General features: G+C 64.0%; 27 protein-coding genes and 1 riboswitch. Of the genes, 13 read left to right on the top strand and 14 right to left on the bottom strand.

Features of this window, described 5'->3' with window-relative positions; translation table 11 throughout:
* The first annotated feature begins 175 nt into the window (after window positions 1-175).
* On the top strand, window positions 176-595 hold the full coding sequence (locus tag CUR21_RS09605; protein WP_100196752.1) for a hypothetical protein: 420 nt from the start codon (window positions 176-178) through the stop codon (window positions 593-595).
* Between the two features lie 39 nt (window positions 596-634).
* Here CUR21_RS09605 and CUR21_RS09600 read toward each other — a convergent pair whose 3' ends face one another.
* From CUR21_RS09600 to CUR21_RS09585, 4 genes are all read right to left on the bottom strand, one after another.
* Window positions 635-1,468, bottom strand: a complete 834-nt coding sequence (locus tag CUR21_RS09600; RefSeq protein WP_100196751.1) for a TolB family protein — start codon at window positions 1,466-1,468, stop codon at window positions 635-637.
* Window positions 1,465-2,238, bottom strand: a complete 774-nt coding sequence (locus CUR21_RS09595; protein ID WP_100196750.1) for a hypothetical protein — start codon at window positions 2,236-2,238, stop codon at window positions 1,465-1,467. The genes CUR21_RS09600 and CUR21_RS09595 overlap by 4 nt, the downstream gene beginning before the upstream one ends.
* Before the next feature lie 98 nt (window positions 2,239-2,336).
* Complete coding sequence (locus CUR21_RS09590) at window positions 2,337-3,062, bottom strand: copper homeostasis protein CutC (RefSeq protein ID WP_100196749.1); 726 nt, start codon at window positions 3,060-3,062, stop codon at window positions 2,337-2,339.
* Window positions 3,059-3,937, bottom strand: coding sequence for an ROK family protein (locus tag CUR21_RS09585; protein ID WP_100196748.1), 879 nt, complete (start codon window positions 3,935-3,937; stop codon window positions 3,059-3,061). The genes CUR21_RS09590 and CUR21_RS09585 overlap by 4 nt, the downstream gene beginning before the upstream one ends.
* 86 nt (window positions 3,938-4,023) lie before the next feature.
* On the opposite strand from CUR21_RS09585, the gene pyrF reads away from it, so the two are divergent.
* The 3 genes from pyrF (at window position 4,024) to CUR21_RS09570 (ending at window position 6,883) form a co-directional block, all read left to right on the top strand.
* Window positions 4,024-4,719 carry an orotidine-5'-phosphate decarboxylase gene (pyrF, locus tag CUR21_RS09580; protein ID WP_100196747.1) on the top strand — a complete coding sequence of 232 codons (696 nt, stop codon included), beginning with the start codon at window positions 4,024-4,026 and terminating at the stop codon, window positions 4,717-4,719.
* Window positions 4,720-4,977: 258 nt separating this feature from the next.
* Window positions 4,978-6,453 carry an AMP nucleosidase gene (locus CUR21_RS09575; protein ID WP_100196746.1) on the top strand — a complete coding sequence of 492 codons (1,476 nt, stop codon included), beginning with the start codon at window positions 4,978-4,980 and terminating at the stop codon, window positions 6,451-6,453.
* A 139-nt stretch (window positions 6,454-6,592) separates the two neighbouring features.
* Complete coding sequence (locus CUR21_RS09570) at window positions 6,593-6,883, top strand: HU family DNA-binding protein (RefSeq protein WP_198431654.1); 291 nt, start codon at window positions 6,593-6,595, stop codon at window positions 6,881-6,883.
* A gap of 381 nt (window positions 6,884-7,264) precedes the next feature.
* Here the strand turns inward: CUR21_RS09570 and aroC are convergent, their stop codons facing one another.
* Complete coding sequence (gene aroC / locus CUR21_RS09565) at window positions 7,265-8,365, bottom strand: chorismate synthase (RefSeq protein WP_100196745.1); 1,101 nt, start codon at window positions 8,363-8,365, stop codon at window positions 7,265-7,267.
* Window positions 8,366-8,514: 149 nt separating this feature from the next.
* Window positions 8,515-9,087, bottom strand: coding sequence for a murein L,D-transpeptidase family protein (locus CUR21_RS09560; protein WP_100196744.1), 573 nt, complete (start codon window positions 9,085-9,087; stop codon window positions 8,515-8,517).
* A gap of 102 nt (window positions 9,088-9,189) precedes the next feature.
* Between CUR21_RS09560 and queG the strand changes: the two genes are divergently transcribed.
* Window positions 9,190-10,233, top strand: a complete 1,044-nt coding sequence (gene queG, locus CUR21_RS09555; RefSeq protein ID WP_100196840.1) for a tRNA epoxyqueuosine(34) reductase QueG — start codon at window positions 9,190-9,192, stop codon at window positions 10,231-10,233.
* A gap of 25 nt (window positions 10,234-10,258) precedes the next feature.
* On the opposite strand, the gene CUR21_RS09550 is transcribed toward queG, so the two are convergent.
* On the bottom strand, window positions 10,259-10,684 hold the full coding sequence (locus CUR21_RS09550) for a MarR family winged helix-turn-helix transcriptional regulator (protein ID WP_100196743.1): 426 nt from the start codon (window positions 10,682-10,684) through the stop codon (window positions 10,259-10,261).
* A 107-nt stretch (window positions 10,685-10,791) separates the two neighbouring features.
* Between CUR21_RS09550 and CUR21_RS09545 the strand changes: the two genes are divergently transcribed.
* Window positions 10,792-11,220 (top strand): organic hydroperoxide resistance protein, encoded by a 429-nt coding sequence (locus CUR21_RS09545; RefSeq protein ID WP_100196742.1) that lies wholly within the window; start codon window positions 10,792-10,794, stop codon window positions 11,218-11,220.
* Window positions 11,221-11,316: 96 nt separating this feature from the next.
* Window positions 11,317-11,499: a hypothetical protein gene (locus tag CUR21_RS09540; RefSeq protein WP_100196839.1), complete on the top strand. Its 183-nt coding sequence runs from the start codon at window positions 11,317-11,319 to the stop codon at window positions 11,497-11,499.
* Between the two features lie 27 nt (window positions 11,500-11,526).
* On the opposite strand, the gene CUR21_RS09535 is transcribed toward CUR21_RS09540, so the two are convergent.
* The gene (locus CUR21_RS09535) at window positions 11,527-12,285 is read right to left on the bottom strand and encodes a hypothetical protein (RefSeq protein WP_100196741.1); all 759 of its coding nucleotides are present in this window, start codon (window positions 12,283-12,285) and stop codon (window positions 11,527-11,529) included.
* A gap of 103 nt (window positions 12,286-12,388) precedes the next feature.
* Complete coding sequence (locus CUR21_RS09530) at window positions 12,389-13,255, bottom strand: branched-chain amino acid aminotransferase (protein ID WP_100196838.1); 867 nt, start codon at window positions 13,253-13,255, stop codon at window positions 12,389-12,391.
* Between the two features lie 144 nt (window positions 13,256-13,399).
* On the opposite strand from CUR21_RS09530, the gene CUR21_RS09525 reads away from it, so the two are divergent.
* The 6 genes from CUR21_RS09525 (at window position 13,400) to CUR21_RS09500 (ending at window position 18,883) form a co-directional block, all read left to right on the top strand.
* Window positions 13,400-13,900 carry a MarR family winged helix-turn-helix transcriptional regulator gene (locus tag CUR21_RS09525; RefSeq protein ID WP_100196740.1) on the top strand — a complete coding sequence of 167 codons (501 nt, stop codon included), beginning with the start codon at window positions 13,400-13,402 and terminating at the stop codon, window positions 13,898-13,900.
* Window positions 13,897-14,592, top strand: a complete 696-nt coding sequence (locus CUR21_RS09520; RefSeq protein WP_100196739.1) for a response regulator — start codon at window positions 13,897-13,899, stop codon at window positions 14,590-14,592. The genes CUR21_RS09525 and CUR21_RS09520 overlap by 4 nt, the downstream gene beginning before the upstream one ends.
* Window positions 14,593-14,672: 80 nt before the next feature.
* A complete protein-coding gene (locus tag CUR21_RS09515) occupies window positions 14,673-15,506 on the top strand; it encodes an SDR family oxidoreductase (protein ID WP_100196837.1) in 834 nt (277 codons plus the stop codon).
* A gap of 48 nt (window positions 15,507-15,554) precedes the next feature.
* Window positions 15,555-15,656, top strand: a riboswitch (TPP riboswitch).
* A gap of 38 nt (window positions 15,657-15,694) precedes the next feature.
* The gene (locus CUR21_RS09510; protein WP_100196738.1) at window positions 15,695-16,678 is read left to right on the top strand and encodes a thiamine ABC transporter substrate binding subunit; all 984 of its coding nucleotides are present in this window, start codon (window positions 15,695-15,697) and stop codon (window positions 16,676-16,678) included.
* Window positions 16,654-18,204 (top strand): thiamine/thiamine pyrophosphate ABC transporter permease ThiP, encoded by a 1,551-nt coding sequence (locus CUR21_RS09505; protein WP_100196737.1) that lies wholly within the window; start codon window positions 16,654-16,656, stop codon window positions 18,202-18,204. The genes CUR21_RS09510 and CUR21_RS09505 overlap by 25 nt, the downstream gene beginning before the upstream one ends.
* Window positions 18,191-18,883, top strand: a complete 693-nt coding sequence (locus CUR21_RS09500) for an ATP-binding cassette domain-containing protein (RefSeq protein WP_100196736.1) — start codon at window positions 18,191-18,193, stop codon at window positions 18,881-18,883. The genes CUR21_RS09505 and CUR21_RS09500 overlap by 14 nt, the downstream gene beginning before the upstream one ends.
* Window positions 18,884-19,087: 204 nt before the next feature.
* Here the strand turns inward: CUR21_RS09500 and CUR21_RS09495 are convergent, their stop codons facing one another.
* From CUR21_RS09495 to CUR21_RS09475, 5 genes are all read right to left on the bottom strand, one after another.
* A complete protein-coding gene (locus tag CUR21_RS09495; protein ID WP_100196735.1) occupies window positions 19,088-19,936 on the bottom strand; it encodes a cytochrome c1 in 849 nt (282 codons plus the stop codon).
* A 17-nt stretch (window positions 19,937-19,953) separates the two neighbouring features.
* On the bottom strand, window positions 19,954-21,291 hold the full coding sequence (gene petB / locus CUR21_RS09490; protein WP_100196734.1) for a cytochrome b: 1,338 nt from the start codon (window positions 21,289-21,291) through the stop codon (window positions 19,954-19,956).
* Between the two features lie 12 nt (window positions 21,292-21,303).
* Window positions 21,304-21,867 carry a ubiquinol-cytochrome c reductase iron-sulfur subunit gene (gene petA / locus CUR21_RS09485; protein WP_100196733.1) on the bottom strand — a complete coding sequence of 188 codons (564 nt, stop codon included), beginning with the start codon at window positions 21,865-21,867 and terminating at the stop codon, window positions 21,304-21,306.
* A gap of 352 nt (window positions 21,868-22,219) precedes the next feature.
* Window positions 22,220-22,828 (bottom strand): glutathione S-transferase, encoded by a 609-nt coding sequence (locus CUR21_RS09480; RefSeq protein ID WP_100196732.1) that lies wholly within the window; start codon window positions 22,826-22,828, stop codon window positions 22,220-22,222.
* Entirely contained in the window at window positions 22,825-23,121 is a 297-nt protein-coding gene (locus CUR21_RS09475) for a hypothetical protein (protein ID WP_100196731.1), read from the bottom strand. Before CUR21_RS09475 ends, CUR21_RS09480 begins: the two co-directional genes overlap by 4 nt.
* Window positions 23,122-23,200 lie beyond the last annotated feature (79 nt).

Genomic DNA, 23,200 nt, shown 5'->3' with positions numbered 1-23,200 from the left:
GCCGGTTTTGGAAGGAATCCGCCGACCCATCCGCCGGTGATCGGCGAGATCAGGCCTCGCCGCGCCGTGACACAAGGCCACGGGTTGCGGCAGGGCAGCAGAGCACCGACAGTCGCGCCAAAGAACGGGCGAGCGGCCGAGCAGCCGGATCGCCCCTGCCGCGAAAGGGCCACTCATGTATGATCTGTTGCAACCCCTGATCCACAAGGCGGCCGTGCATGACATCGCGGTGAATGTCGCGCGCACCGGGCTGTCGATTGGCAGCGAAGCCGAATTGCATCAGTTGCCAGATGGCCGCATCGGCGTTTTCGCGCGGCTGAACCGGCGCTTTCTGGGCTTTATCCCGCGCCAGATCACCGTTCTGGTCGGCGCCCTTGGCCCAAAGGCCAGCGCGCTGATCGCGCCCGCGGTCGAGCGGAACGAACTCTTGCGCGTGCGCATCGTGGGGCTCACCCCCGAGCATCTGACGGCCCCGGGCTATGGGCCAGAGGTGCATGTTTCGGTCTGGGGCGATCCGCGCCATGTTTCGGTCTGGGCGCAGGATGGGTCGGTGACCACACCGCCCCCGCTGAAGTCGGAAGGCCCCGTGATCTGAAGCCCTGTGATCTGAAACCCCGTGATCTGACGTCCGCGCCTATTCCGGCAGGGCATAGCGGACAAAGGCAAAGGCCTGCCCATCGGGCGCCCAGTTGGGCACATTCATGCTGCCTTGCCCGCCGTTGAATGCCACCAGCCGCTGCCGGTTGCGCCCGTCCGGGTCCATCCGGCAGATCGCCACCGGAAGGTCGGCGGGATGCCCAAGCGTGCCCGGCGGATAGGCCAGATAAATCACATGCCGCCCGCAAGGCGACGGATGCGGGAACCAGTTCACGCAGTCATCGGCAAACAGCTTGCGCTGATCGGCCCCATCGGCCCCCATCACCCAGATCTGCGCATGCCCGTCACGGTCACAGTTGTAATAGATCCTGCGGCCATCCGGGCTGTAATCGGGGCCATCGCAATGCCCCTCGCCAAAGGTCAGGCGCGTCTCTGCCCCGCCCTGCACCGGCAGCGTGTAAACATCGATCACCCGCGACCCGCCCCGCGCCGCAACATAGGCCAGCGTCGCGCCGTCGGGGGACCAGCCGTGCCACCAGCTGGGCGCTTCGGGGGACACCCGGCGCGGCACACCACCGCCCGCCGCCACCAGATAGATCTCAGACCCCACACCCCGCTGATGGCTGGAAATCACCCATGTCTTGCCATCCGGCGAGATGCCGTGGTCATTGTTCAACCGCCCCACGCCGTCCAGATCCACCGGCAGCAAGGCAGGCGCCTCCAGCGGCACCCGGAACAGCCCGCCCTCTCCGTTCACCACAAGAAAGCGGCCACAGGGCGACCAGTTGGGCGCTTCGATCAGGCGGTCGCTTTGCAAAACCACGCGGGCCTCGCCCCGCGCCATGTCCCAGATCTCCAGCGAAGATCTCATTCCCGCACCTTCGGCGTCAGCAACTTGGCCGGGCGCATCGCCTCGGCCGCCTTGAACAGACCGAACGTCTGGTTCACGTAATTCACCACGCCGCCGATCTTTTCCAGATAGGCCTGCAACTCGGGCGTGCGCTCGGCCTCCACCAGCTGCACCGCCCGGCTGGGATCATCGCCTTCGAACTGACAGTAAAACAGCGGCTCGCCGCGTCTCAGCACGATGTCCTTTTCCGGCTCATGCCATTCAAAGGCCCACATCAAGGGGCGCGGCCAGACGTTCAGCGGAAAGCGCCCGCCAAACAGGGTGCCGGGCAAAGGGTCCTTGCGATAATGCGCAAAAGGGCCCAGCTGCGAAATGTAGCACATCTCATCCGCGACAAAGCAATAGGGCAGCATCAGCTGGATCGTCGGCCGGTCGTGATAGCGCCACTCCGCCTCATTCACCAGCGTCAGCAGATCGGCCAGCTTGTTGCCGCGCACCGGGCTGGCGCTGCCCAGACGGTTGATCAGCTGCGCCCGGCCCTTGTCATCGCGCCGAAAGCCGATGTGAATGTCGAACGGGCATTTCACCATGAAATACCGGCTTTCCAGCTGGATCACGGCGGGGCAGCGGCTGGCGCTCTTGGCATGCGCCTTGTTGGTTTGCCGAAACAGGATGCGTTCGGGAGGGTCATAAAGCACCGCCCCCTTGTCCGAGGTCAGGAACCACCCCACCGTCAACGGGCCCGCGCGCGGCCCCTCCGCAGGGCGGTCAAAGGTTACGGTGAAATCCATCTCTGCCTCGCTTCGCCCGATGTGCCAAACCCTGTCTGCCGGGCCCGGTCTTGTGCAAAAGACTCGGCGTTTCGGGTCAGGGCGTCAAGCCTTCGCCCTCAGGATGCCGCGCGGTCGGCCAAGGCCACGCGCAAATCGCGCAGCCGTGCCCCATCGGTGCGCCGCCCGATGCGGGCGGCAAAGCCAAAGTCCACCACCGGCCCCGAATCGATGACCGGCGCGGAGCAAGACGCATGCACCTCCCGCAAGGGAATCCCCTCCAAGGCCCCAAGCGTCTCTGCCCGGATGCCCGATCCCGGCATCACGATGATGCGTCCGCGCGCCTGCGCGGTCAGATCCGCCAAGCGCTGCGCCCCCTCTGCCGCCGTGCGCGCGCCGCCGCTGGTCAGCACCCGATGAAAGCCCAGCGCGATCGCCTGTTCCAAGGCCTCGGCAGGGTCCGGCACCAGATCGAAGCAGCGGTTCAGCGTCAGGCCCAAGCGCTTGGCGCGCCCCACCATCAGCCCCAACACATCCGTGTCCAACCGCCCGTCTGGCCGACTGGCCCCCAGAACCACGCCTTGCATCCCGGCGGCAAAGGCCGCCCCGATATCGGCTTCCATCACTGCGATCTCATCGGGCGACCAGACGAACCCACCCGGACGCGGCCGGATCATCGCATAGATCGGCACCCCCGCCCCCGCCGCGCGGCGCATCAGGCCGACCGAAGGCGTCAGCCCGCCCAGATCCAGCGCGGAACACAGTTCGATCCGCCCTGCCCCGCATCGGATGGCCTCGGCCAAACCCTCGGTGGTGTCGACGCAGACTTCGATCAGCGTGCTCATTGCCCAAAGGCCTCCCGCCCAGCTTCCGCCGCGCCAATCAACCCCGGTTCAGGGCGACATTGCGCGGCCACGATCAAAGGAACATCGGTGGGCCGCAAGATCGCCGCGCGCAGGCGCTGATCCAAGGCGGTCAGCAAGGCCGGCACATTTGACAGCCCGCCCCCCACCGGCACCACAGAGGCGCCCACCACATTCATCACCAAGGCAAGCGGCGGCGTGATCAAATCCAGCCACAGCGCCACCGTCCGCACGGCCTCGGCCTGCCCTTTCTGCCAATCCGCCAGGATCACGGTCGAAGGCGCCGAAACACCGTGCAAGCCTTGGTGCAGCTTTTCCATCCCGCGCGCCCCGCAGACCGCATCCACACAGCCCTTCTGCCCGCAGCCGCAGGGCAAATCCCACGGCGCGGCCAGCACCGGCCCATGCCCCCATTCCCCCGCATAGCCTCCGGCGCCTTGCACCAGCCGCCCGTCCATCACCAGCCCACCGCCAACCCCGGTGCCAAGGATAACCCCGAACACATTGCGATGCCCCCGACCGGCGCCCTGCCGCTGCTCGGCCAAGGCAAAACAATCCGCATCGTTCAACAACAGAACCGGCACCTTCAGCGCGTCGGAAATCGCGTCTGACAGCACCCGCCCATCCGCGCAGGGAATATTGGCCACCTTGATCCGCCCGGTTTCCGGCGCAATCACCCCGGCGATCGAGATGGCAACCCCGCGCACCGCGCGGTTCTCGGCAAAGCCCGCAAGCGCGGCCAGAAACGCCGCGAAATCCGCGACCGGTGTCGGACAATCGCCCAAAGGGGTCAGGCCATCGCCCTCTGCAAGCGCTGCCTTGATCCGCGAACCCCCGATGTCAAAGCACAGGATCATCGCGTTCCTCCAATTCCTTCGGCCTATGGCTTGACACCACTTGCCCCTCACCGCAAGACGCTTGGCACTCAGCAAAGGAGCCGCCCATGTCCGATGATCGCCTGATCGTGGCGCTTGATGTGCCGAATGTTGTGCAAGGCTTGGACCTTGCGGCCCGCATCGGGGATGCCGCCAGCTTCTACAAGATCGGCCTTGGCATGCTGACGGGCGGCGGCTTTGCCTTGGCGAATGAACTGAAACAGGAACAGGGCAAACGCATCTTTCTGGACATGAAGCTGTTCGACATCGGCGCCACGGTCGAGGCTGCGGTGCGCGGCATTGCGCAATATAACCTCGACTTTCTGACCGTGCATGGCGACCCGCAGGTGGTGCGCGCCGCACAAGAAGGCAAAGGCGGCACCGATCTGAAGATCTTGGCGGTGACGATCCTCACCTCGCTCGACCGCAACGATCTGGACGACAACTGCATCAAGCCGGGGGACATCCACGCCCTCACGCTCGAACGCGCCGCGCGGGCCTTGGCCGCGGGCGCCGATGGAGTCATCGCCAGCCCGCAAGAGGCCGCGGCCATCCGCGCCCTGCCCGAAGCCATGGGCAAGCTGATCGTCACCCCCGGCGTGCGCCCCACGGGCAGTGCCGCGGGCGATCAGAAACGCATCGCCACCCCTGCACAGGCCATTGCCGACGGAGCCGATCACATCGTCGTCGGCCGCCCGGTCTGGCAAGCCGCCGACCCAGCCGAAGCCGCACGCCGCGTGCTGGCCGAACTGCCCCCGCGCTGACACCGACACTCACAGCCCGACGGGCAATCGGTCGGGCAACGGGGCGGGCAATCGGGCGGGCCGGCCCTTCGGCTTTCCCGTGCGCGCGGCACGCCGCAACAGCATGACGTTTGCCATACGCAAACCAGACGCAAACCCGACGCGCCGCAGACCCTGCCCGCGCGGGGTTTTTCCCGGTTTGCCGCCTGTCACCAAGGCTTCACTTGCACGACACCCCCGGTTTCGGCTTATATGCCGGATCATTTGACGAGAGATGTTATGCAAGACGGTTCCGCCCCCAAAACGCCAGATCTGCCCGCCGCGCAAGAGTTTACCGATGCCGCCGCCGCCGTCGACCGGCTCGAAGAGCTTTACTTCAAAGCCACGGCCTATCTGGCGGATCATTTCAGCGCCACGGTCACCAAGGGCAAGCCCGACACCCGGATCCGCGCCTTTTACCCCGAAATCCGCCTGCGTGTGGCCAGCCACACCAAGGCCGATTCCCGGCTCGCTTTCGGCCATGTCGCGGGTCCCGGCACCTATGCCACCACCGTCACCCGCCCCGATCTGTTTCGTAACTACTTGATTCAACAGCTGACTCTGCTGATGGAAAACCATGGCGTCCCCGTGCAGATCGGGCCATCGGAAACCCCGATTCCGGTGCACTTTGCCGTTGCGGGCAACCCGGCGGTGTCGGTTCCGCAAGAAGGCGTGCTCGAATTCAGTTTGCGCGACGTGTTTGACGTGCCCGATCTGGCCACCACCAATGATGACATCGTGAACGGGCAGCGCACCGAAAATCCGGATGGCTCCATGCCACTCGCGCCCTTCACCGCGCAGCGCGTCGATTACTCGCTGGCCCGGCTGGCCCATTACACCGCCACCGATCCGCAGCACTTCCAGAACCACGTGCTTTTCACCAACTACCAGTTTTATGTCGACGAATTCGAGGCTTATGCCCGCAAGATGCTGGCCGATCCGGCACAGGGCTACACCGCCTTCGTGGCGACCGGGAACCAGATCATCACCGCCGCAGACGGGGTGCTGCACCCGGTCGCCAAGCTCCCGCAAATGCCCACCTACCACCTGAAGCGTGCCGACGGGCAAGGCATCACCTTGGTGAACATCGGCGTGGGCCCGTCCAATGCGAAAACCGCCACCGACCACATCGCGGTGCTGCGCCCTCATGCGTGGCTGATGGTCGGCCACTGCGCGGGCCTGCGCAATTCGCAATCTCTGGGCGATTTCTGCCTTGCCCACGCGTATTTGCGCGAAGACCACGTGCTGGACGACGACCTGCCGGTCTGGGTTCCCATTCCGGCCTTGGCTGAAATCCAGATCGCCCTGCAAGAAGCGGTGGCCGAGGTCACGCAGCTGGAAGGCTATGAACTGAAACGGATTATGCGCACCGGCACCGTGGCCACCATCGACAACCGCAACTGGGAGTTGCGAGATCAATCCGGCCCGGTCAAACGCCTGTCGCAATCCCGCGCCATCGCGCTGGACATGGAAAGCGCCACCATCGCCGCCAACGGTTTCCGTTTTCGGGTGCCTTACGGGACCTTGCTCTGCGTCTCAGACAAGCCTTTGCACGGCGAACTCAAGCTTCCGGGCATGGCCAGCGATTTCTACAAGACCCAAGTCAGCCGTCACCTGCAAATCGGCATCCGCGCGATGGAGCGCCTGCGGTTGATGCCCATCGAGCGCATCCACAGCCGGAAGTTGCGCAGCTTTGAGGAAACGGCCTTCCTATAACCGCTCATTTTCAGGTTAGACGCACGGTTTGGGCTTGATCTGTGCGGAAAAAACCTGTGTAGCGAAACCCGTCGCCGGCAACGGCCAATCCACATCTCTGGCCCGTCCATTGGCGGCGGCCTGCAATAAGGAAGAAGAAATGACGACGAAACCGATGACCAAGACCCAGCTTGTGGCCGCAATCGCCGAGTCCATGGGCTCCGACAAGAAAACCGCGGGTTCGGCTCTGGATGCCATCATCGAAGTGGTGACCCGTGAAGTCGCCGCTGGCGGTTCGGTCACGCTGCCCGGTCTTGGCAAGGTTGCCTGCAAGGCACGCCCCGAGCGTCAGGTCCGCAACCCGGCGACCGGCGAAACCATGACCAAGCCCGCTGACAAGCAGGTGAAATTCGCGATCGCAAAAGCGCTGAAAGACAGCGTGAACGCCTGATCCGGTCGGATCGGTGACGGATCTACTGCAAAGGGGTGCCAAAGCGGCGCCCCTTTTTCGTTGGTTTGTCGTGCCTTGCCCTCAAGGCGCCATCCACGCCACACGCCTTGGATCAGCGCGTCCGCCGCGCTGAGGACGATCACCGACCGCCTCGATGCGCGCCCCCGAATGGCCTTAGGCAGATCAGAAAAGGGGCGCTGCCGATCGGCAATTTGAAACAATTCTCACACAGCCTTTCATGGCATGTGATCGTCTCTCGCGGCATCCTCTCATCGTCATCCGATGGAGGATTCTCATGCGACTCTCAGATTTGAAACGCCTCATCGCTCCGGTCTCCCTTCCGAAGCCGCCGACCCTGCCGAAGCTGACCGGCACGGCCTCCTAGCCGATCAACCCGCGTTGGCCGCCAGTCTGGGCGCGGTCCATCAGCAGATGGTCCAGCAACACGCACACCATCATGGCCTCACCCACCGGAACGGCTCGAATGCCCACACAGGGGTCGTGGCGGCCTTTCGTGATCAGGTCGATGTCTTCCCCCTGCTGGTTGATCGTTCGGCGGGGTGTCAGAATGCTTGAGGTCGGTTTGACGGCAAAGCGGCAAACCACTGGCTGACCGGTCGAAATGCCGCCCAAAATGCCCCCGGCGTGGTTTGACAAAAATTCAGGGCCATCCGGACCCATGCGAATTTCGTCGGCATTGTCGACGCCGGTCAAGGCGGCCGCCGCCATCCCGTCACCAATCTCGACGCCCTTGACCGCATTGATACTCATCATTGCGCTCGCAAGATCGCTGTCGAGCTTGCCATAAAGTGGCGCGCCGAGGCCGGCAGGTACTCCGATTGCGATCACCTCGATCACGGCACCGACCGAGTTGTGGGACAGCCGGAGTTCATCAAGGTAGGTGGCCCAATCTTCGGCAGCGACCGGGTCCGGGCACCAGAATGGATTGTCGGCAAGGGTGCCAAGGTCCACGCGGGCGCGGTCGATCCCGCGCGCCCCCATCTGAACCATATACCCCGTCACCTGCAGACCCGGCACCAAGGCCGAGAGTGCGGCGCGGGCGACACCCCCAGCGGCCACCCGCGCTGCGGTTTCACGGGCAGAAGAGCGGCCGCCGCCGCGGTAATCACGGTGGCCATACTTCTGGTGATAGGTGATGTCGGCGTGACCGGGGCGGAAGGCGGCGGCGATGTCGCCATAATCCTTGGACCGCTGATCGGTGTTCTCGATCATCAGCTGAATCGAGGTGCCCGTCGTGCGCCCCTCGAACACGCCCGAGAGGATGCGAACCTCGTCGGGCTCTTTCCGCTGGGTGGTGAACTTGTTCTGGCCGGGCTTGCGCTTGTCGAGCCAGGGTTGGATATCCGCCTCGGTCAGGGCGATTCCGGGGGGGCAGCCGTCGACGGTGCAGCCGATGGCGGGTCCGTGGCTTTCGCCCCAGGTGGTCACGCGGAACAGGTGGCCGAAGGTGTTCAGGCTCATGGCGGTCTCCCCTTGATGACGCTGGTTTAGGGGAAAAGCGGGCTGGAATGAAGGGGGTGGCTTTCCCCCTGTGTTACACCCAGGACAACAAAGTAAAATCAATTACTTAGATCTTTGAAGTTCAGGATTTGTTAAGGTTTGCCCTCGGCTTACACCGGGGGCGACCATTGCGGAAACAGCGAGATGGGGGTTCCGGTGGGGGTGAGCGACCAGATCTCGCGCATTTCGGCATTGGTGACGGCGACGCAGCCATCGGTCCAGTTCAGCCATGTGTGCCAGCGTCCAAGCGCACCCCAGCCATTGGGCAGGCCGTGGATCATGATGTCGCCGCCGGGGCTGTAGCCGTTTGCAGCGGCAGCGGCCTTGTCTGCGGCATTGGGGTAGGAAATATGCAGGCTGAGATGTGCCACCGATTTTGGGTTGCGCCAATCGATCAGGTAATCGCCTTCGGGTGTGCGCTGGTCGCCCTCGCGCTGCTTGTGGCCCGCATCCCACGCCATTCCCATCGACACATCATAGGTTTTCAACACCTCAGCGCCGCGCAGGAGATACATCTTGCGGTCGGATTTCGAGACGATGATGCGGTCGGCCTGATCTTCGGGAGCCGCATAGGCGGGCGGGGCGCCCGAGCCGACAAGCGCCATGCCCTTGCTATAGCCGAAAAGGGCAACGGCCAGCAGGGCCATGGCAACGGCGATGACAAGAACGGGGCGGTTACGCAAGGCAGAGGCTCCTTCAGGGGACGTGCAGTGTTTCAGGCGGAGACAGGAAGTTCAAGGGATTGGGGCGTGGCCCTTCGCGTCGGGCAGGTTTATGCTGGGCGCATGAGCGATGAGTTGAAAGCCCGCCTGCACGCGCGCGCCCTTGCCGAAGGGTTTTCGGCGCTGCGCATCACCAAGCCCGATGCGATTCCAGAGGCGGCAGAGCGGTTGGCCGCCTTTGTGGCCGAGGGGCGGCATGGCCAGATGGGCTGGATGGCCGAACGCATGGGCTGGCGCGGGAATCCTGCTGCGCTGTGGCCCGAGGCGCGGTCGGTCATCATGCTGGCCGAGAGTTACGCGCCGGAGGCCAACCCCCTGCCGCTGTTGCAAGAGCGGGACCGGGGGGTGATCTCGGTTTATGCGCAAGGCAAGGACTACCACGATCTGGTCAAGCGGCGGCTGAAGCGGCTGGGGCGCTGGCTGATCGACGAGGCGCAGCGGGGCCAAAACCCTTGCGAGATCAAGGTGTTTGTCGACACCGCCCCGGTCATGGAAAAGCCGCTCGCACAGGCAGCAGGATTGGGCTGGCAAGGCAAGCACACCAATGTGCTCAGCCGCGACTTGGGCAACTGGTTCTTCCTTGGCGCGATCTTTACCACGCTGGACCTGCCCCCCGATGCGCCCGAGGTAAGCCATTGCGGATCGTGCCGGGCTTGTCTGGAGATTTGCCCAACCGGGGCGTTTCCGGCCCCCTATCAACTGGATGCACGGCGCTGCATTTCTTATCTGACGATCGAGCATTCCGGCCCGGTGGATGAAGAGTTGCGCGGGCGGATGGGCAACCGGATTTACGGTTGCGATGATTGCTTGGCGATCTGCCCGTGGAACAAGTTCGCCAAGGCGGCAAGCGACATCGGCTATGCTGCGCGGCACGGCGCACCGCCCTTGGCCGAACTCGCGGAACTGGATGATGCGGGGTTCCGCGCGCGCTTTGCCGGAAGCCCGATCAAGCGGATCGGGCGGGGGCGGTTTGTGCGCAACGTGCTGTATGCGATTGGCAATTCCGGTGACGCCGGATTGCGCTGCGTGGCGCAAGGGTTGTGCGATGACGCCGATGCGACGGTGGCGGATGCCGCCCGCTGGGCCGTCGCCCAACTTCCGGCGTGACGGGAAAGCGGGGCCGTGGCGCGCTCTAGGCGCCGCGCAAATGATCGCGCAGGCCCGTGATCTGATCGCGCAGGCGGGCCAGATCCGCGACGGACAGGCCCGATTTTTCCAGCACCGCTGCCGGAATATGCGCAGCACGGGCTTGCAGGGCGCGGCCCTGATCCGTCAGGGTGATGTTGACCTGCCGTTCATCGGCTGTGCTGCGGCTGCGCAAGATCAGCCCCCGTTCTTCCAGACGCTTGAGCAGCGGGGTGAGCGTGTTGGATTCAAGCTGCACCTGACGGCCCAAACTGCCCACGGTTTGCGCCTCGCCCGCCCAAAGCGCAGTCAGGACAAGATATTGCGGATAGGTCAGGCCCAGATCATCAAGCAAGGGTTTGTAGACATGCTGCATGGCATGGGTGGCAGAATAAAGCGCGAAGCAGATCATGTCGGGCAAGGGCAATGTCATGCACCCAATATAATCGCGCGCGATTGAATCGCAAGCGTATTGACCTGCGGCAGCGAGTCACCTACATTCAATCGCATACGATTAAATCGCAAACGAAAGGATACCTGATGTCTGTGGACCCGAAATACTGGACTGAAGCCCAAGCCACCGGGGGCGGCCGCAATGGTCTGGCCAAGCTGGCCGATGGCAAGCTGACGGTGACGATGACCAGCCCGAAAGAGCTGGGTGGTTCGGGCGCTGGGCACAACCCGGAAGAGTTGTTCGCGCTTGGCTATGCCGCCTGCTATCTGGGCGCGATGCGGTTTGCGGCCAGCAGCGAAAAGCTGGGCACAGTGCCGGATGAAGCAACGGTCAAGGCCCATGTGGGCATCGGGCCGCGCAGCGATGGCGGCTTTGGGCTGAAAGTGAAACTGGTGGTGGATCTGCCGGGGGTGGAGCGTTCGGTGGCCGAAAAGATCGTGGAACGCGGTCATTTCATCTGCCCGTATTCCAACGCGACCAAAGGGAATATCGAGGTGGAAACCGAGCTGGCCTAAGCCGGTTGCCATTGCCGCGCGCCCCGGTCTTGGCCGGGGCGTTTGGCTTTTGGGCCGTTTTGCGGTATGCTGGGCCTTCAACCAGAGGAGGAAACCATGCACCGTGACCCGAAGGGCCGCCATCTGGCCGATACCCGCAGCCCCAGCACCGGCAGCCGCACCGCGCAATTCTTGCGGATTGCACGCGTGCAGCGCGACACCTTTCCACGCCGCCACACGCCCACAGGCGGCACACGGCTGGCGCAATTCCTGCGCATCGCGCGGGGGCGCATGGCCTGAGGCCGGTTTGCGCGACGGCAGATGGAATCAGACAGGGTCTTTGGCGTAGGCGCGCCAGAGACCGAAGCTGAACGCTGCCGTCAAAGAGGCGGCGGCTGATTCTCCGAAACATTCCGCGAGCTGAAGGCTGAGCAGCAGGGCGGCGGCCACCGTTTGATCGGCGATCAGGCGGGTGCCTTCCTGAACGGTATCAAGCCCGACCCCTGCAAAGACGGCGGCAGAAAAGCCTAAGATCGGGAAGATCGCCGCAACGCGCCATCTGTGCGACGACCGGCGATAGCCAAGCACAAGCAGCGGCAGGATGATGCAGGCAAGCGCCGCCCAGACCGCCATTTCCGCAAATTGTGACGCCTTGATGCCCGCGATTGTGCCAGAGAGACCGAATTTTCCGCGGATCTTGGGCCCGAAACGCTCATGCAGTTGCAGCGCATCATCGGCAAGGACGATGGCAAAAACGATGGCGAGGGCCAGAAACACCGGGGCCTTCGTCCGCCGCCAGACGAGGACAAGACAGCCAATCACCGCCACCCATTTCAGATGGTTGACCCGTTCGGCGGGGGAGGTGTCGCCAAAGGTGCTAAGCCAAGCCGGAACCTCGGCAACCCAGCCCGCAGCTTGCGCGGCCAGCCCGCCGATATGCCCCAACATCAGCGCCGCATCGATGGCGAGCAGGCTGAAGAACAGCGTCCAGGTGAGCGCGCCGCCGGGCGGATGGGCAAGAAAGGATCTCCAACTTGCCGCACCCACCCGCTCTGCGGGGTTCAACCACGTCTCGAACACAGACATCACGAATCCTTCACGAAACCTTCATGAAGAAAGCGCGTCACGACGCGGGTTATTCCGGAACTGAATTATGAACTTTTTGTGACGGTTCTGCTGAGGTTTTGTATCAGCTGCGGACGAGCTTTTCGTAATCAAGCGAGATCTGTTTGCACAGATCGCCAACCTCGAAATTATAGTCACCGATTTGGCCCACCGGCGTGACTTCGGCGGCCGTCCCGGTGAGGAAGCACTGCTGGAAGCCTTCCAGTTCCGAAGCCTCAATCCGGCGCTCGGTCACTTTGATGCCCTTTTCCCGCAGCATGCCGATGACGGTTTGCCGAGTGATGCCGTTCAGAATGGCATCGGGGATGGGCGTGTGCACTTCGCCATCCTTGACGAAGAAGATGTTGGCGCCGGTGGCTTCGGCGACGTAGCCGCGATAGTCGAACATCATCGCGTCCGAGCAGCCTTTGGCTTCGGCTGCGTGTTTGGACATGGTGCAAATCATGTAAAGCCCGGCGGCTTTGGCGGCGTGGGGGATGGTGTCGGGCGCGGGGCGTTTCCACTTGGCGATGTCGAGCTTCGCCCCCTTGAACTTGGCGTCGCCGTAGTAGTTGCCCCATGACCACACGGCAACGGCCAAGCGGATCGGGTTGCGCTTGGCGGCCACGCCCATATCCTCACCCGCGCCGCGCCACGCAAGGGCGCGCACATAGGCATCTGTCAGGTTGTTGGCCTTGAGCACTGCCTCTTTCGCGGCTTCGATCTCATCGACCGACCACGGGAGTTCCATGTCGAGCAATTCGCCCGATTTGCGCAAGCGTTCGGAATGTTCGCGGGATTTGAAGATCTTGCCGTTGTAGCAGCGCTCGCCCTCAAAGACCGCAGAGGCATAGTGCATGGCGTGGGTCAAAATGTGGACATTGGCATCGCGCCAGTCTACCAATTTGCCATCCATCCAGATGAACCCGTCACGATCGTCATAGCCAGCCATGATGCCCCCCAAATTTTCACAAAGTTGCACAAGCAAGGTCCGTTTCGGACACAATCTTGCGCAAAGCCGTGAGCGGGCTAGCAGTTGGGTCTTGGAAAGTCAACAAGGCTGACGTAACTTCACCGTCAGGCAGGGAGGCGACCCATGGCAGATCAGACCCCCAGCGGCGAAAGCCTGCTGTTCCTGACAGATGAACAGTTGCGCAAGGGTATCGAGGCCATGTTCTTTGCCTATCGCGGTTTCACAGCCGATCCGGATCGCATTCTGGAGGGCATGGATTACGGGCGCGCGCATCACCGGGCCATCCATTTCATTCACCGGAGCCCCGGCACCACGGTGTCGAACCTGCTGACCATTCTGGGCGTCACCAAGCAATCGCTGAACCGGGTGCTGCGCACCTTGGTAGAGGATGGGCTGGTGGAGGCGCGGGTGGGACGGCGCGACAAGCGGGAGCGCCATCTGCATCTGACCGCCAAAGGACAGGAGTTGGAGCGCGAGCTTTCAGACGCGCAACGCGCGCGGATGCGCGCGGCCTATCGCGCAGCGGGGCCGCAGGCTGTGACGGGTTTTCGGCAAGTGCTGGAAGCGATGATGGACCCAGAACTGCGGCGGCAGTATCAAGGGCTGAAGGAGGGCGGCGCATGACCCAAGGGGACGCGCATCTGCTGGTGGTGGATGATGATGAACGCATTCGGGGGCTGTTGCAGAAATTCCTGATCCGCAACGGATTTCTGGTGTCGGTCGCCCGCGACGCAGCACAAGCACGGCGGCTGTTGTCAGGCTTGGAATTCGACATGATCGTGCTGGACGTGATGATGCCCGGGGAAGATGGCATCACTCTGACCCGCGAGCTGCGCCAGAAGATGCAGACGCCCATTTTGCTGCTGACCGCCAAAGGCGAGACCGCCAGCCGGATCGAAGGGTTTGAGGCCGGGGCGGATGACTATCTGGGCAAGCCTTTTGAGCCCAAGGAATTGCTGCTGCGCATCAATGCAATTCTGCGCCGGGTGCCGGTGGTGCGCAATGAGACGGTGCCCAAGGTGCTGCATCTGGGCCCGGTGCGCTATGACATGGACCGCGGCGAGTTGTGGCGCGGGCCCGATCCGGTTCGGCTGACCGCGACCGAGGCCGCGCTGATGCGGCTGTTTTCGGCGCAACCGGGACTGGCGATCAGCCGTGAAAAGCTGGTGGCCGATCTGGGCCGCGATGATGCGGCACAGGAACGCGCGGTGGATGTGCAGATCACCCGCCTGCGCCGCAAGATCGAGGACGACCCCAAACAACCGCGCTATCTGCAAACCGTGCGCGGTGAAGGCTATATGCTGCAACCGGATTGAGCCCGCATCCGAGGCAGCCGGACAGGTTTCTGGTGGCAAAGCCGCTTGCGGCGGCGGCGCGGCACGCCATATTGGACAACATGAACACCCTGCTTTCCCTTGGACATGGCTATAGCGCGGATGCGTTGGCCCGGCGGCTGATTGCGCAAGGCTGGTCGGTGATTGGCACCACCCGCGACCCAGACAAAGCCGCGCGCATGCAGGCGCGCGGGATCACCCCGCTGCTGTGGCCCGGAGATCTTGGCCCGGCTTTGGCGCAGGCGACGCATGTTTTGGTTTCCGCAGCACCGGATGCGGCAGGCGACCCGTTTTTGCAACTCTGTCCGCAGATGGCACAGGCGCACCTGGACTGGGTGGGCTATCTGTCGACCACCGGTGTCTATGGCGACCATCAGGGGGCTTGGGTGGATGAAACGACCGCGCTGACCCCCGCAAGTCCGCGCGGCGCGCAGCGCGTGCTGGCCGAAGAACAATGGCGGGCCACGGGCCTGCCCGTGCATATCTTTCGGCTGGCAGGGATTTACGGCCCCGGTCGCGGGCCGTTTGAAAAGGTGCGTGACGGCAGCGCGCGGCGTATCATCAAGTCTGGGCAGTATTTCAGCCGCACCCATGTCGAGGATATTGCGCAGGTCTTGGCCGCCAGCATCGCGCGTCCCAACCCCGGCGCGGCCTATAACGTCTGTGATGACGAACCCGCCCCGCCAGAAGATGTGCTGTCGCATGCGGCGGCCCTGCTGGGCCTGCCGGAACCGCCCGCGATTCGATTTGAAGAGGCCGAGATGACGCCGATGGCGCGCAGCTTCTATTCCGAATCCAAGCGGGTGCGGAATGACCGGATCAAGGACGAACTGGGCGTGCGCCTGCTGTATCCCACCTATCGGGAAGGTCTGGCCGCGCTTTTGACCGAGGCCTGACCCGCCTTGCTTTTGGCCCTTGCGCCTGCGGGCGGCGGGCCTATCCTTGCCGATACCTCGGGGTGCCCAAGATTTGGGCTGAGATGCGAAAGCGGACCCGTTGAACCTGAACCGGATCATACCGGCGGAGGGAAGGTGCGACGGATGACCTCCAAGCCCGACCTGTTCCGTCGCAATTGGAGGAAGACATGAAGACTTCAATCCTTGCGACCGGCCTTTCCTGCCTTGCGCTTGCCGCGCATGCAGAAACGCCTGTTCTGACTGTTTATGCAGGGGAATATTTCACTTCGGAATGGGGGCCCGGTCCGGCGATCGAATCGGGGTTCGAGGCGATCTGCGACTGTGACCTTGAGTTCTCGACCGGAGATCTGCTGCCCCGCCTTCTGCTGGAGGGCGAGCGGACGCAGGCCGATGTGATGATCGGGCTGTCGACCGATGTGCTGGCCCGCGCGCGCGACTCCGGGCTGTTTGCGCCGCATGGGCAGGATCTGGCGGCGCTGACCGTGCCGGTCGACTGGCCGGATGACACCTTCCTTCCTTTTAACTGGGGCCACACCGCCTTTGTCTATGACACCACGCGGATGGCCACACCGCCTGCCTCGCTGGAGGCCATGCGCCACTTGCCAGACGGGATCACGGTGGTGATTCAGGACCCGCGCACCTCGATCTCGGGGCTGGCGATGGTGCTTTGGGTGAAGGCGGTTTATGGCGATCAGGCCGGGGCCTTCTGGGCCGATCTGGCGCCGCATGTTCTGACGGTGACCAAGGGCTGGTCGGAAAGCTATGGTCTGTTCACCAGCGGCGAGGCCGATATGGTGCTGAGCTACACCACCTCGCCCGCCTATCACATGATGGCCGAAGACGATCAGACCAAGCAGGCCGCGCTGTTCCCCGAGGGGCATTACTTCATGGCGGAAACCGTGGGGAAAATCGCAGGCACCGATCAGCCGGAACTGGCAGACCGGTTCATGGCTTGGGTGCTGACGCCCGAGTTTCAAAAGGTGGTGCCGGCGGCGAACTGGTCGCTGCCCTCGGCCTTGCCAGTGGCGGACTGGCCAGAGGGCTGGGCGGCGTTGCCTTTGCCGGAAAAGGTGCTGTTCCTGACCGAGGATGAGGCCGAATCGCTTCGGGTGGAGGCGGTCGAGGAATGGCGCGCAGCGCTGTCTCAGTGATCGGCGCGGGCGTCGCGGCGGCGGTGGCAGCCTTGGTGCTGCTGCCGCTGGTCGCGGTGCTGTGGCGGGCCGGGGTTTGGCCCGCACTGGCAACGGGCGATGCGCAGGCGCTGTGGTTCACGCTGTGGCAGGCGGCCGTGTCGGCAGGGCTGTCCTGCCTGCTCGCGGTGCCGGTGGCGCGGGCGCTGGCGCGGCGGCAGTTTTTTGGGCGGGGCGCGCTGATCACGCTGATGGGGGCGCCATTCTTGCTGCCCACCATCGTGGCGGTCATGGGGCTGATCGCGGTTTTCGGGCGCAGCGGATGGGTCAATCAGGGGCTGGCGGCCGTGGGGTTGCCGACGCTGACGGTCTATGGTGCGCAGGGGGTGATTCTGGCGCATGTCTTTCTGAACCTGCCCTTGGCCGTGCGCATGATCCTGCAAGGCTGGCAGGCGATCCCGGCCGAACGCTTCCGGCTGGCCGAGTCGCTCGGCTTTGCTCCGGCGCAGGTGACGCGGCATCTGGAAAGGCCGATGCTGCGGGCGGTGCTGCCGGGAGCTTGCGCGGTGATCTTTGTGATCTGCCTGACCAGCTTTGCCATCGCGTTGACGCTGGGGGGAGGGCCGGGCGCGACAACGGTAGAGCTTGCGATCTATCAGGCGGTGCGATTCGACTTCAACCTCGGCCGGGCGGCGATGCTGGCCGGGGTGCAGTTCCTGCTTTGCGCGCTGGTGGCGACGCTGATCTGGCGGGTGGTGGCCACACCGGGCTTTGGCGCAGGCCTTGGCCGCGCGCCGGTGCTGCGGGTGCAGGGCGCACTGCCCTTGGCCATCGACGTGCTGGCGATTGCGGCAGCGGCGCTGTTCCTGCTGGGCCCGCTCTGCGCCATCGCCTTGCGCGGTGCACCGGGCTTGGGCGAGCTGCCGCCCGCTGTCTGGGCTGCGGCAGGGCGGTCTGTGGCTGTGGCGCTGATCTCGACCCTGCTGACGCTGGTTGCCTCCTTGGCGCTGGCCCTGTCGGTGGCGGAAGCGCAACGGGGTGCAGCGGTGATGGACGGGGTGGCATTGCTGCCGCTGGCAACGTCGGGACTGGTCCTCGGCACCGGGCTGTTCCTGCTGGTGCAGCCTTGGGTGCTGCCATCCCGGCTGGCGCTGGGGGTGACGGTCGCGGTGAACGTGGCGCTGTCGCTGCCCTTCGTCTATCGGCTGCTGCTGCCCGAAGCGCGCGTGCTGCGGGCCGATTACGGGAGGTTGTCCGAATCGCTGCACCTGCAAGGGCTGGCGTGGCTGCGGTTGATCGCCCTGCCCCGGCTGGCGCGGCCCTTGGGCTTTGGTGCCGGGCTTGCGGCGGCCTTGTCCATGGGCGATCTGGGGGTGATCGCGCTGTTCGCTTCGGACCAAAGCGCAACCCTGCCTTTGGTGGTGCAAGGGCTGATGGCGTCGTATCGGCTGGACACAGCGGCAGGGGCGGCGCTCCTGCTGGTGGGCATCAGTTTTGGGCTGTTCTGGGCGTTTGATTTCTGGGGGCGTCGCCATGCTGCGGTTTGACAAGATGGTGCTGGCGCAGGACGCGTTTCGTCTGACCGCGGATTGGGAGGTGCCCGCAGGCGCGCGGGTGGCGGTGATCGGGCCTTCGGGTGCGGGGAAATCCACACTGCTGGCCGCCATAGCCGGATTCTTCGCACCGCAATCAGGGCGCGTGCTCTGGCAAGGAAAGGATCTCGCGCCCGCAAGCCCCGGAGCCCGGCCGGTGACGATTTTGTTTCAAGATCAGAACCTGTTCCCGCATCTGACCGTGGCGCAAAACCTTGGCCTTGGCCTGCGTCCCGACCTGCGCCTCTCTGCCGCACAATGCGCTCAAGTCACCGCCGTGCTCGACCGGGTGGGGCTGGCGGGTATGGGCACACGCAAACCCGCGCAGCTTTCGGGTGGACAGATCGGCCGCGCGGCACTGGCGCGCGCCTTGTTGCGGGCGCGGCCCGTGCTGCTCTTGGACGAGCCCTTTGCCGCCCTTGGTCCCGCCCTGAAAGCCGAGATGCTGGCCTTGGTGGAGGAAGTCGCCACCGAAACCGGCGCGCTGGTGCTTATGGTCACCCACGACCCGGCGGATGCACGGGCCTTTGCCGAGTGGACAGTTCTGGTGACAGAGGGCATGGCCCATCCCCCTGCCCCGACGGAACCTTTGTTCGCCGACCCACCTCCGGCGCTGCAAGCCTATCTGGGGTAAAAAGAGCGCTCCGCGCGGGAGTATTTGGAAAAGGTGCAAACCACAAAGGTCCTGCGGCTGTCATTGCACCTTTCTTAAATACTCCCGCCGGAGGCGTCCGACGCTTCCCCCCGCGCGGCAGCAGCAGGACTGTCTCCAGACCCCGTTGGAACGAAAAAGCCCCGCCAGTGGCGGGGCTTTCCAGCGTCATCTCTGGCACGGCGCTCAGGCGATCTTCTTGCCTTTGACATTGGACCAGATTTTCTTGTTGGTCAGATAAAGCAGCGAAGACAGGATGATCAGGAAAACCACGGCGGTGAAGCCGGCCTGTTTGCGTGCCATCATCTTCGGCTCTGCCGCCCAGACGAGGAAGGCGGTGACATCTTCGGCCATGTTGGCAACGGTGGCCGGGGTGCCGTCGGCATAGGTCACCAGATCGTCGCTGAGCGGATTCGGCATCGCGATCCAGCTGCCCGGCACCGTGGAAACACCATGCTCGTCCTTGCAGCTGTCCGGCACGCCGCCGTTCGGGAAGGCCGAGTTGTAGTAAAAGCCGTCCACACCATCTGGGGCGCAGGCGGGTTCTTCATCGTAATGGGTCAGAATGGAATAGGTGTATTCCGCCCCGCCGATCCCGTTGAAGAACTGGCTGATCCCGGTGCCGTAGGGCCCGTGAAAACCGGCGCGGGCCTTGGTCATCAGCGACAGGTCCGGCGCGCCTTCCATGCCCGACATCGGGAAATGGTCGGTCGGCACCCCAGCCCGGTCTTCGCCGGTTTCGCGGTCGGTCACCGTGAACTGTGCCGCATAGGCGCGGATCTGGTCTTCCGGCATTTCCGGGCCACCCGGGTCCGACAGGCTGCGGATCGGCACGAATTTCATGCCATGGCAGGCCGCGCAGACCTCGGTATAGACCTGAAGGCCGCGCTGCAGCTGGTTCTGGTCAAAGCGACCGAACGGGCCTTCATGGGCGAAGTCCAGATCGGTGATTTCGGCATGGCCACCGGCAGCCATGGCCACCCCTGCCGAAAGGGCAAGGGCGGTGGTGGCGGTGAGTGCGATGTTCCTGATCATGTCAGTCAGTTCCTTTGTCACTCGGCCGGTTGGGTCACTGCCGAAGCGGCAGGCGGCGCATAGTGGGCATTGAAGTCTTCTTCGATGGTCGCGGGCTGCGGGGTCGGCTTTTCGATGACACCCAGAAGCGGCAGGATGACAAGGAAGTAAGCGAACCAATAGGCCGAGGCGATCAGCGAGATGGTGGCATAGGGTTCTTCTGCCGGCATCGCGCCCACCCACATCAGCACCATGAAGTCGACGCAGAGCAGGGCGAACCACCATTTGAACATCGGGCGATAGCGGCCCGACCGCACCGAGGACGTGTCCAGCCACGGGGCCAGAGCCATCACCGCGATGGCGCCGAACATGGCCAGCACCCCGAAGAACTTGGCGTCGACGATGCCGAAGGTGATCCATTCGGCCGCGATCACGACCCAGACTTCGCCGGTGAACGCGCGCAGGATGGCGTAGAACGGCAGGAAATACCATTCGGGCACAATATGCGCAGGGGTCGCGAGGGCGTTTGCCTCGATGTAGTTGTCAGGGTGGCCAAGGTAGTTCGGCATGAAGCCGACGATGGCGAAGAACACGGCCAGGATCACTGCAAGCGCAAAGAGATCCTTGATCACGAAATAGGGCCAGAACGGCACGGTGTCGCGCGCGGCCTCTTCCTTCGACCCGCGGCGAACCTCAACCCCGGTGGGGTTGTTGTTGCCGGTGGTGTGGAAGGCCCAGATGTGCACGGCCACCAGCGCCGCGATCACGAAGGGCAACAGGTAGTGCAGCGAGAAGAAGCGGTTCAGCGTGGCATTGTCCACCGCCGGACCGCCAAGCAGCCAAGTCTGGATGGTTTCGCCCACGCCCGGGATCGCGCCGAACAGGCCGGTGATCACGGTGGCGCCCCAGAACGACATCTGACCCCAAGGCAGCACATAGCCCATGAAGGCGGTGGCCATCATCAGCAGATAGATGATCATGCCGATGATCCAGGTCACTTCGCGCGGGGCCTTGTAGCTGCCGTAGTACAGGCCGCGGAAGATGTGCAGGTAAACGGCGATGAAGAACAGCGATGCGCCGTTCTGGTGCAAATAGCGGAGCATGTGTCCGCCGTTCACGTTGCGCATGATATGCTCGACCGAGGCGAAGGCATGGTCGACATGCGGCGTGTAATGCATCACCAGCACGATGCCGGTCACGATTTGCAGGGCAAGGCAGAAGGTCAGGATGATGCCCCAGATCCACATCCAGTTCAGGTTCTTGGGTGTGGGCAGCATCAAGGTGTCATACATCAGCCCGACGATGGGGAGGCGCTTGTGCAGCCACTTCTCTCCACCCGTCTTGGGCTCGTAATGGTCGTGCGGAATTCCGGCCATGGTGTTGTGTCCTTATCCGAGCCTGATCGTTGAATCGTCCACGAAGGACGCAAGCGGAATGTCGAGGTTGCGCGGTGCGGGGCCGCGGCGGATGCGGCCAGCCTCGTCATAGTGCGAGCCGTGGCAAGGGCAGAACCAGCCACCGAAATCGCCCGCGCCATCGCCGATCGGAACGCAGCCGAGGTGGGTGCAGACGCCGATCATCACCAGCCACTCGCCGGCTTCGTCCAGCGTGCGGTTCTGGTCCAGCGCGTCAGCGCCGGGCTTGTTGGGGTTCTGGGCAAGGCGGTCGATCGTCAGCTCGTCCAGCGTGGTGGCGCGGGCGGCCTCAATCTCGGCTTCCGAGCGGCGGCGGATGAACACCGGCTTGCCAAGAAACTTCACCGTCAGCTGCGTGCCGACGGCGACGCCCGACACGTCGACGAAGATCGACGACAGCGCCTGCACATCGGCAGAGGGGTTCATCTGGTTCACAAGCGGCCAGACCGCGGCCCCGGCGGCAACAGCCCCGGCCCCGGCGGTTGCGTAATACAGGAAATCCCTGCGGGTGCCTGCGTGGTCTTCTGCGTGGGACACGAGTAATTCTCCCTTTCAAGGCCGCAGGGGCTGCGACCCATAAAGATTTCGGGGCTGTGGTTGCCCACGACCCTGCCGTTCGGGTTCTTAGCCAAGCGCAAGCGCGACGTCCAGCGGACATTACGGCGCATGTGACTCAGTTTGAACCGTTATTTCCTTGCCTGTGGCGGATAGGGCGCGACAAGTATTGGCGAAATGGTGCGCGCAGGATGCCGCAATTCAACCCCCTGCGACAAGAGGTAGCGTGCAAGCCACCCGCTCCGCATAGGAACCCCTGCGCTCCGGCAGGTGGCAGCGCGGCCGCCGGGCGCGGGCTTGCCCCCTCATAAGCGGCTTTTGCCGCGCGCAAGGATCAAGCCGGAGGCTGTGTCGCCTGCATCGACGGACGCGCTGCGAAACCCGCTTCCCAAGCTGCCAGCAGCGGGTGGCCCATCCGCCAGTGGCGCGTGGCGTGGCGCAGATCCAGATAGGCCAGTGCGCAGCCGGTGGCGATCTGGCCCATATCCAGCGGGCCTGCGTTCAGATGGTCGATCCAGCGACGCTCCAGCTCATCCAGCGCCCGCGCGACCTTGGACCATTGCCCCTCAACCCACGGGGCATGGCGGCAGTCTTCGGGTCGGAGGCGGGTTTCATAGACCATCAGCAGCGCCGCATCGAGAATGCCATCAGCCGTGGCCTCGACGGTGAGCGTGTCCCACAGACGCGGCGCAGGCGGATAAAGCTTGGCTCCGGCCTTGTCATTGAGAAACTGGCAGATCACCCGGCTGTCATAGAGCGTTGCACCATCATCGCGGCACAACGCCGGGATTTTGCCCAGCGGGTTGCGTTCGATCACGCCGGCATCGGGTGCGACCGGGGTGCCGGAGGCAGGAACAAGCTCGATCCCGGTCAGCCCGGTTTCCGCGATCAGCACCATGACCTTGCGGACATAGGGCGAGGTAGGCGAGTGAAACAGTTTCATTCAATTTCCCGCAGGCGCAGGCGGGCCAGAACGCCCGCGTCAAGTTCATAGGTTTTCTCGCCCACGCAAAAGCTGCGGCGCAGGCGAAAGCTTGTGTTCCGTTGACCTTGCACATCGCGGGGGCGATGGCTGGCCAGACCTTCGGGCAGATCATCCAGCGCTTCTTCGGCGCGCTGGTCAGTGCGTCCAATCTGGCCATGCTGACGGATGAGCCGCTGACCAAGATAGCCGATGGCGGCGATGGCCCCCAATCGCAGGGCAAGCGGCAACAAAGGCGCAAGGGGCATTGGCATGGCAACCTCCGGTCGAAGAGCTTGAATCCTAGGCGGGGGGCGGCCCGCTGTCCATCCCGGCAGTGACATCCCCGCGAAT

Origin of the sequence: Pseudorhodobacter sp. MZDSW-24AT (assembly GCF_002794355.1) — a bacterium.
Taxonomy (GTDB): domain Bacteria; phylum Pseudomonadota; class Alphaproteobacteria; order Rhodobacterales; family Rhodobacteraceae; genus Pseudotabrizicola.
This window is presented reverse-complemented; position numbering and strand designations above follow the sequence as displayed.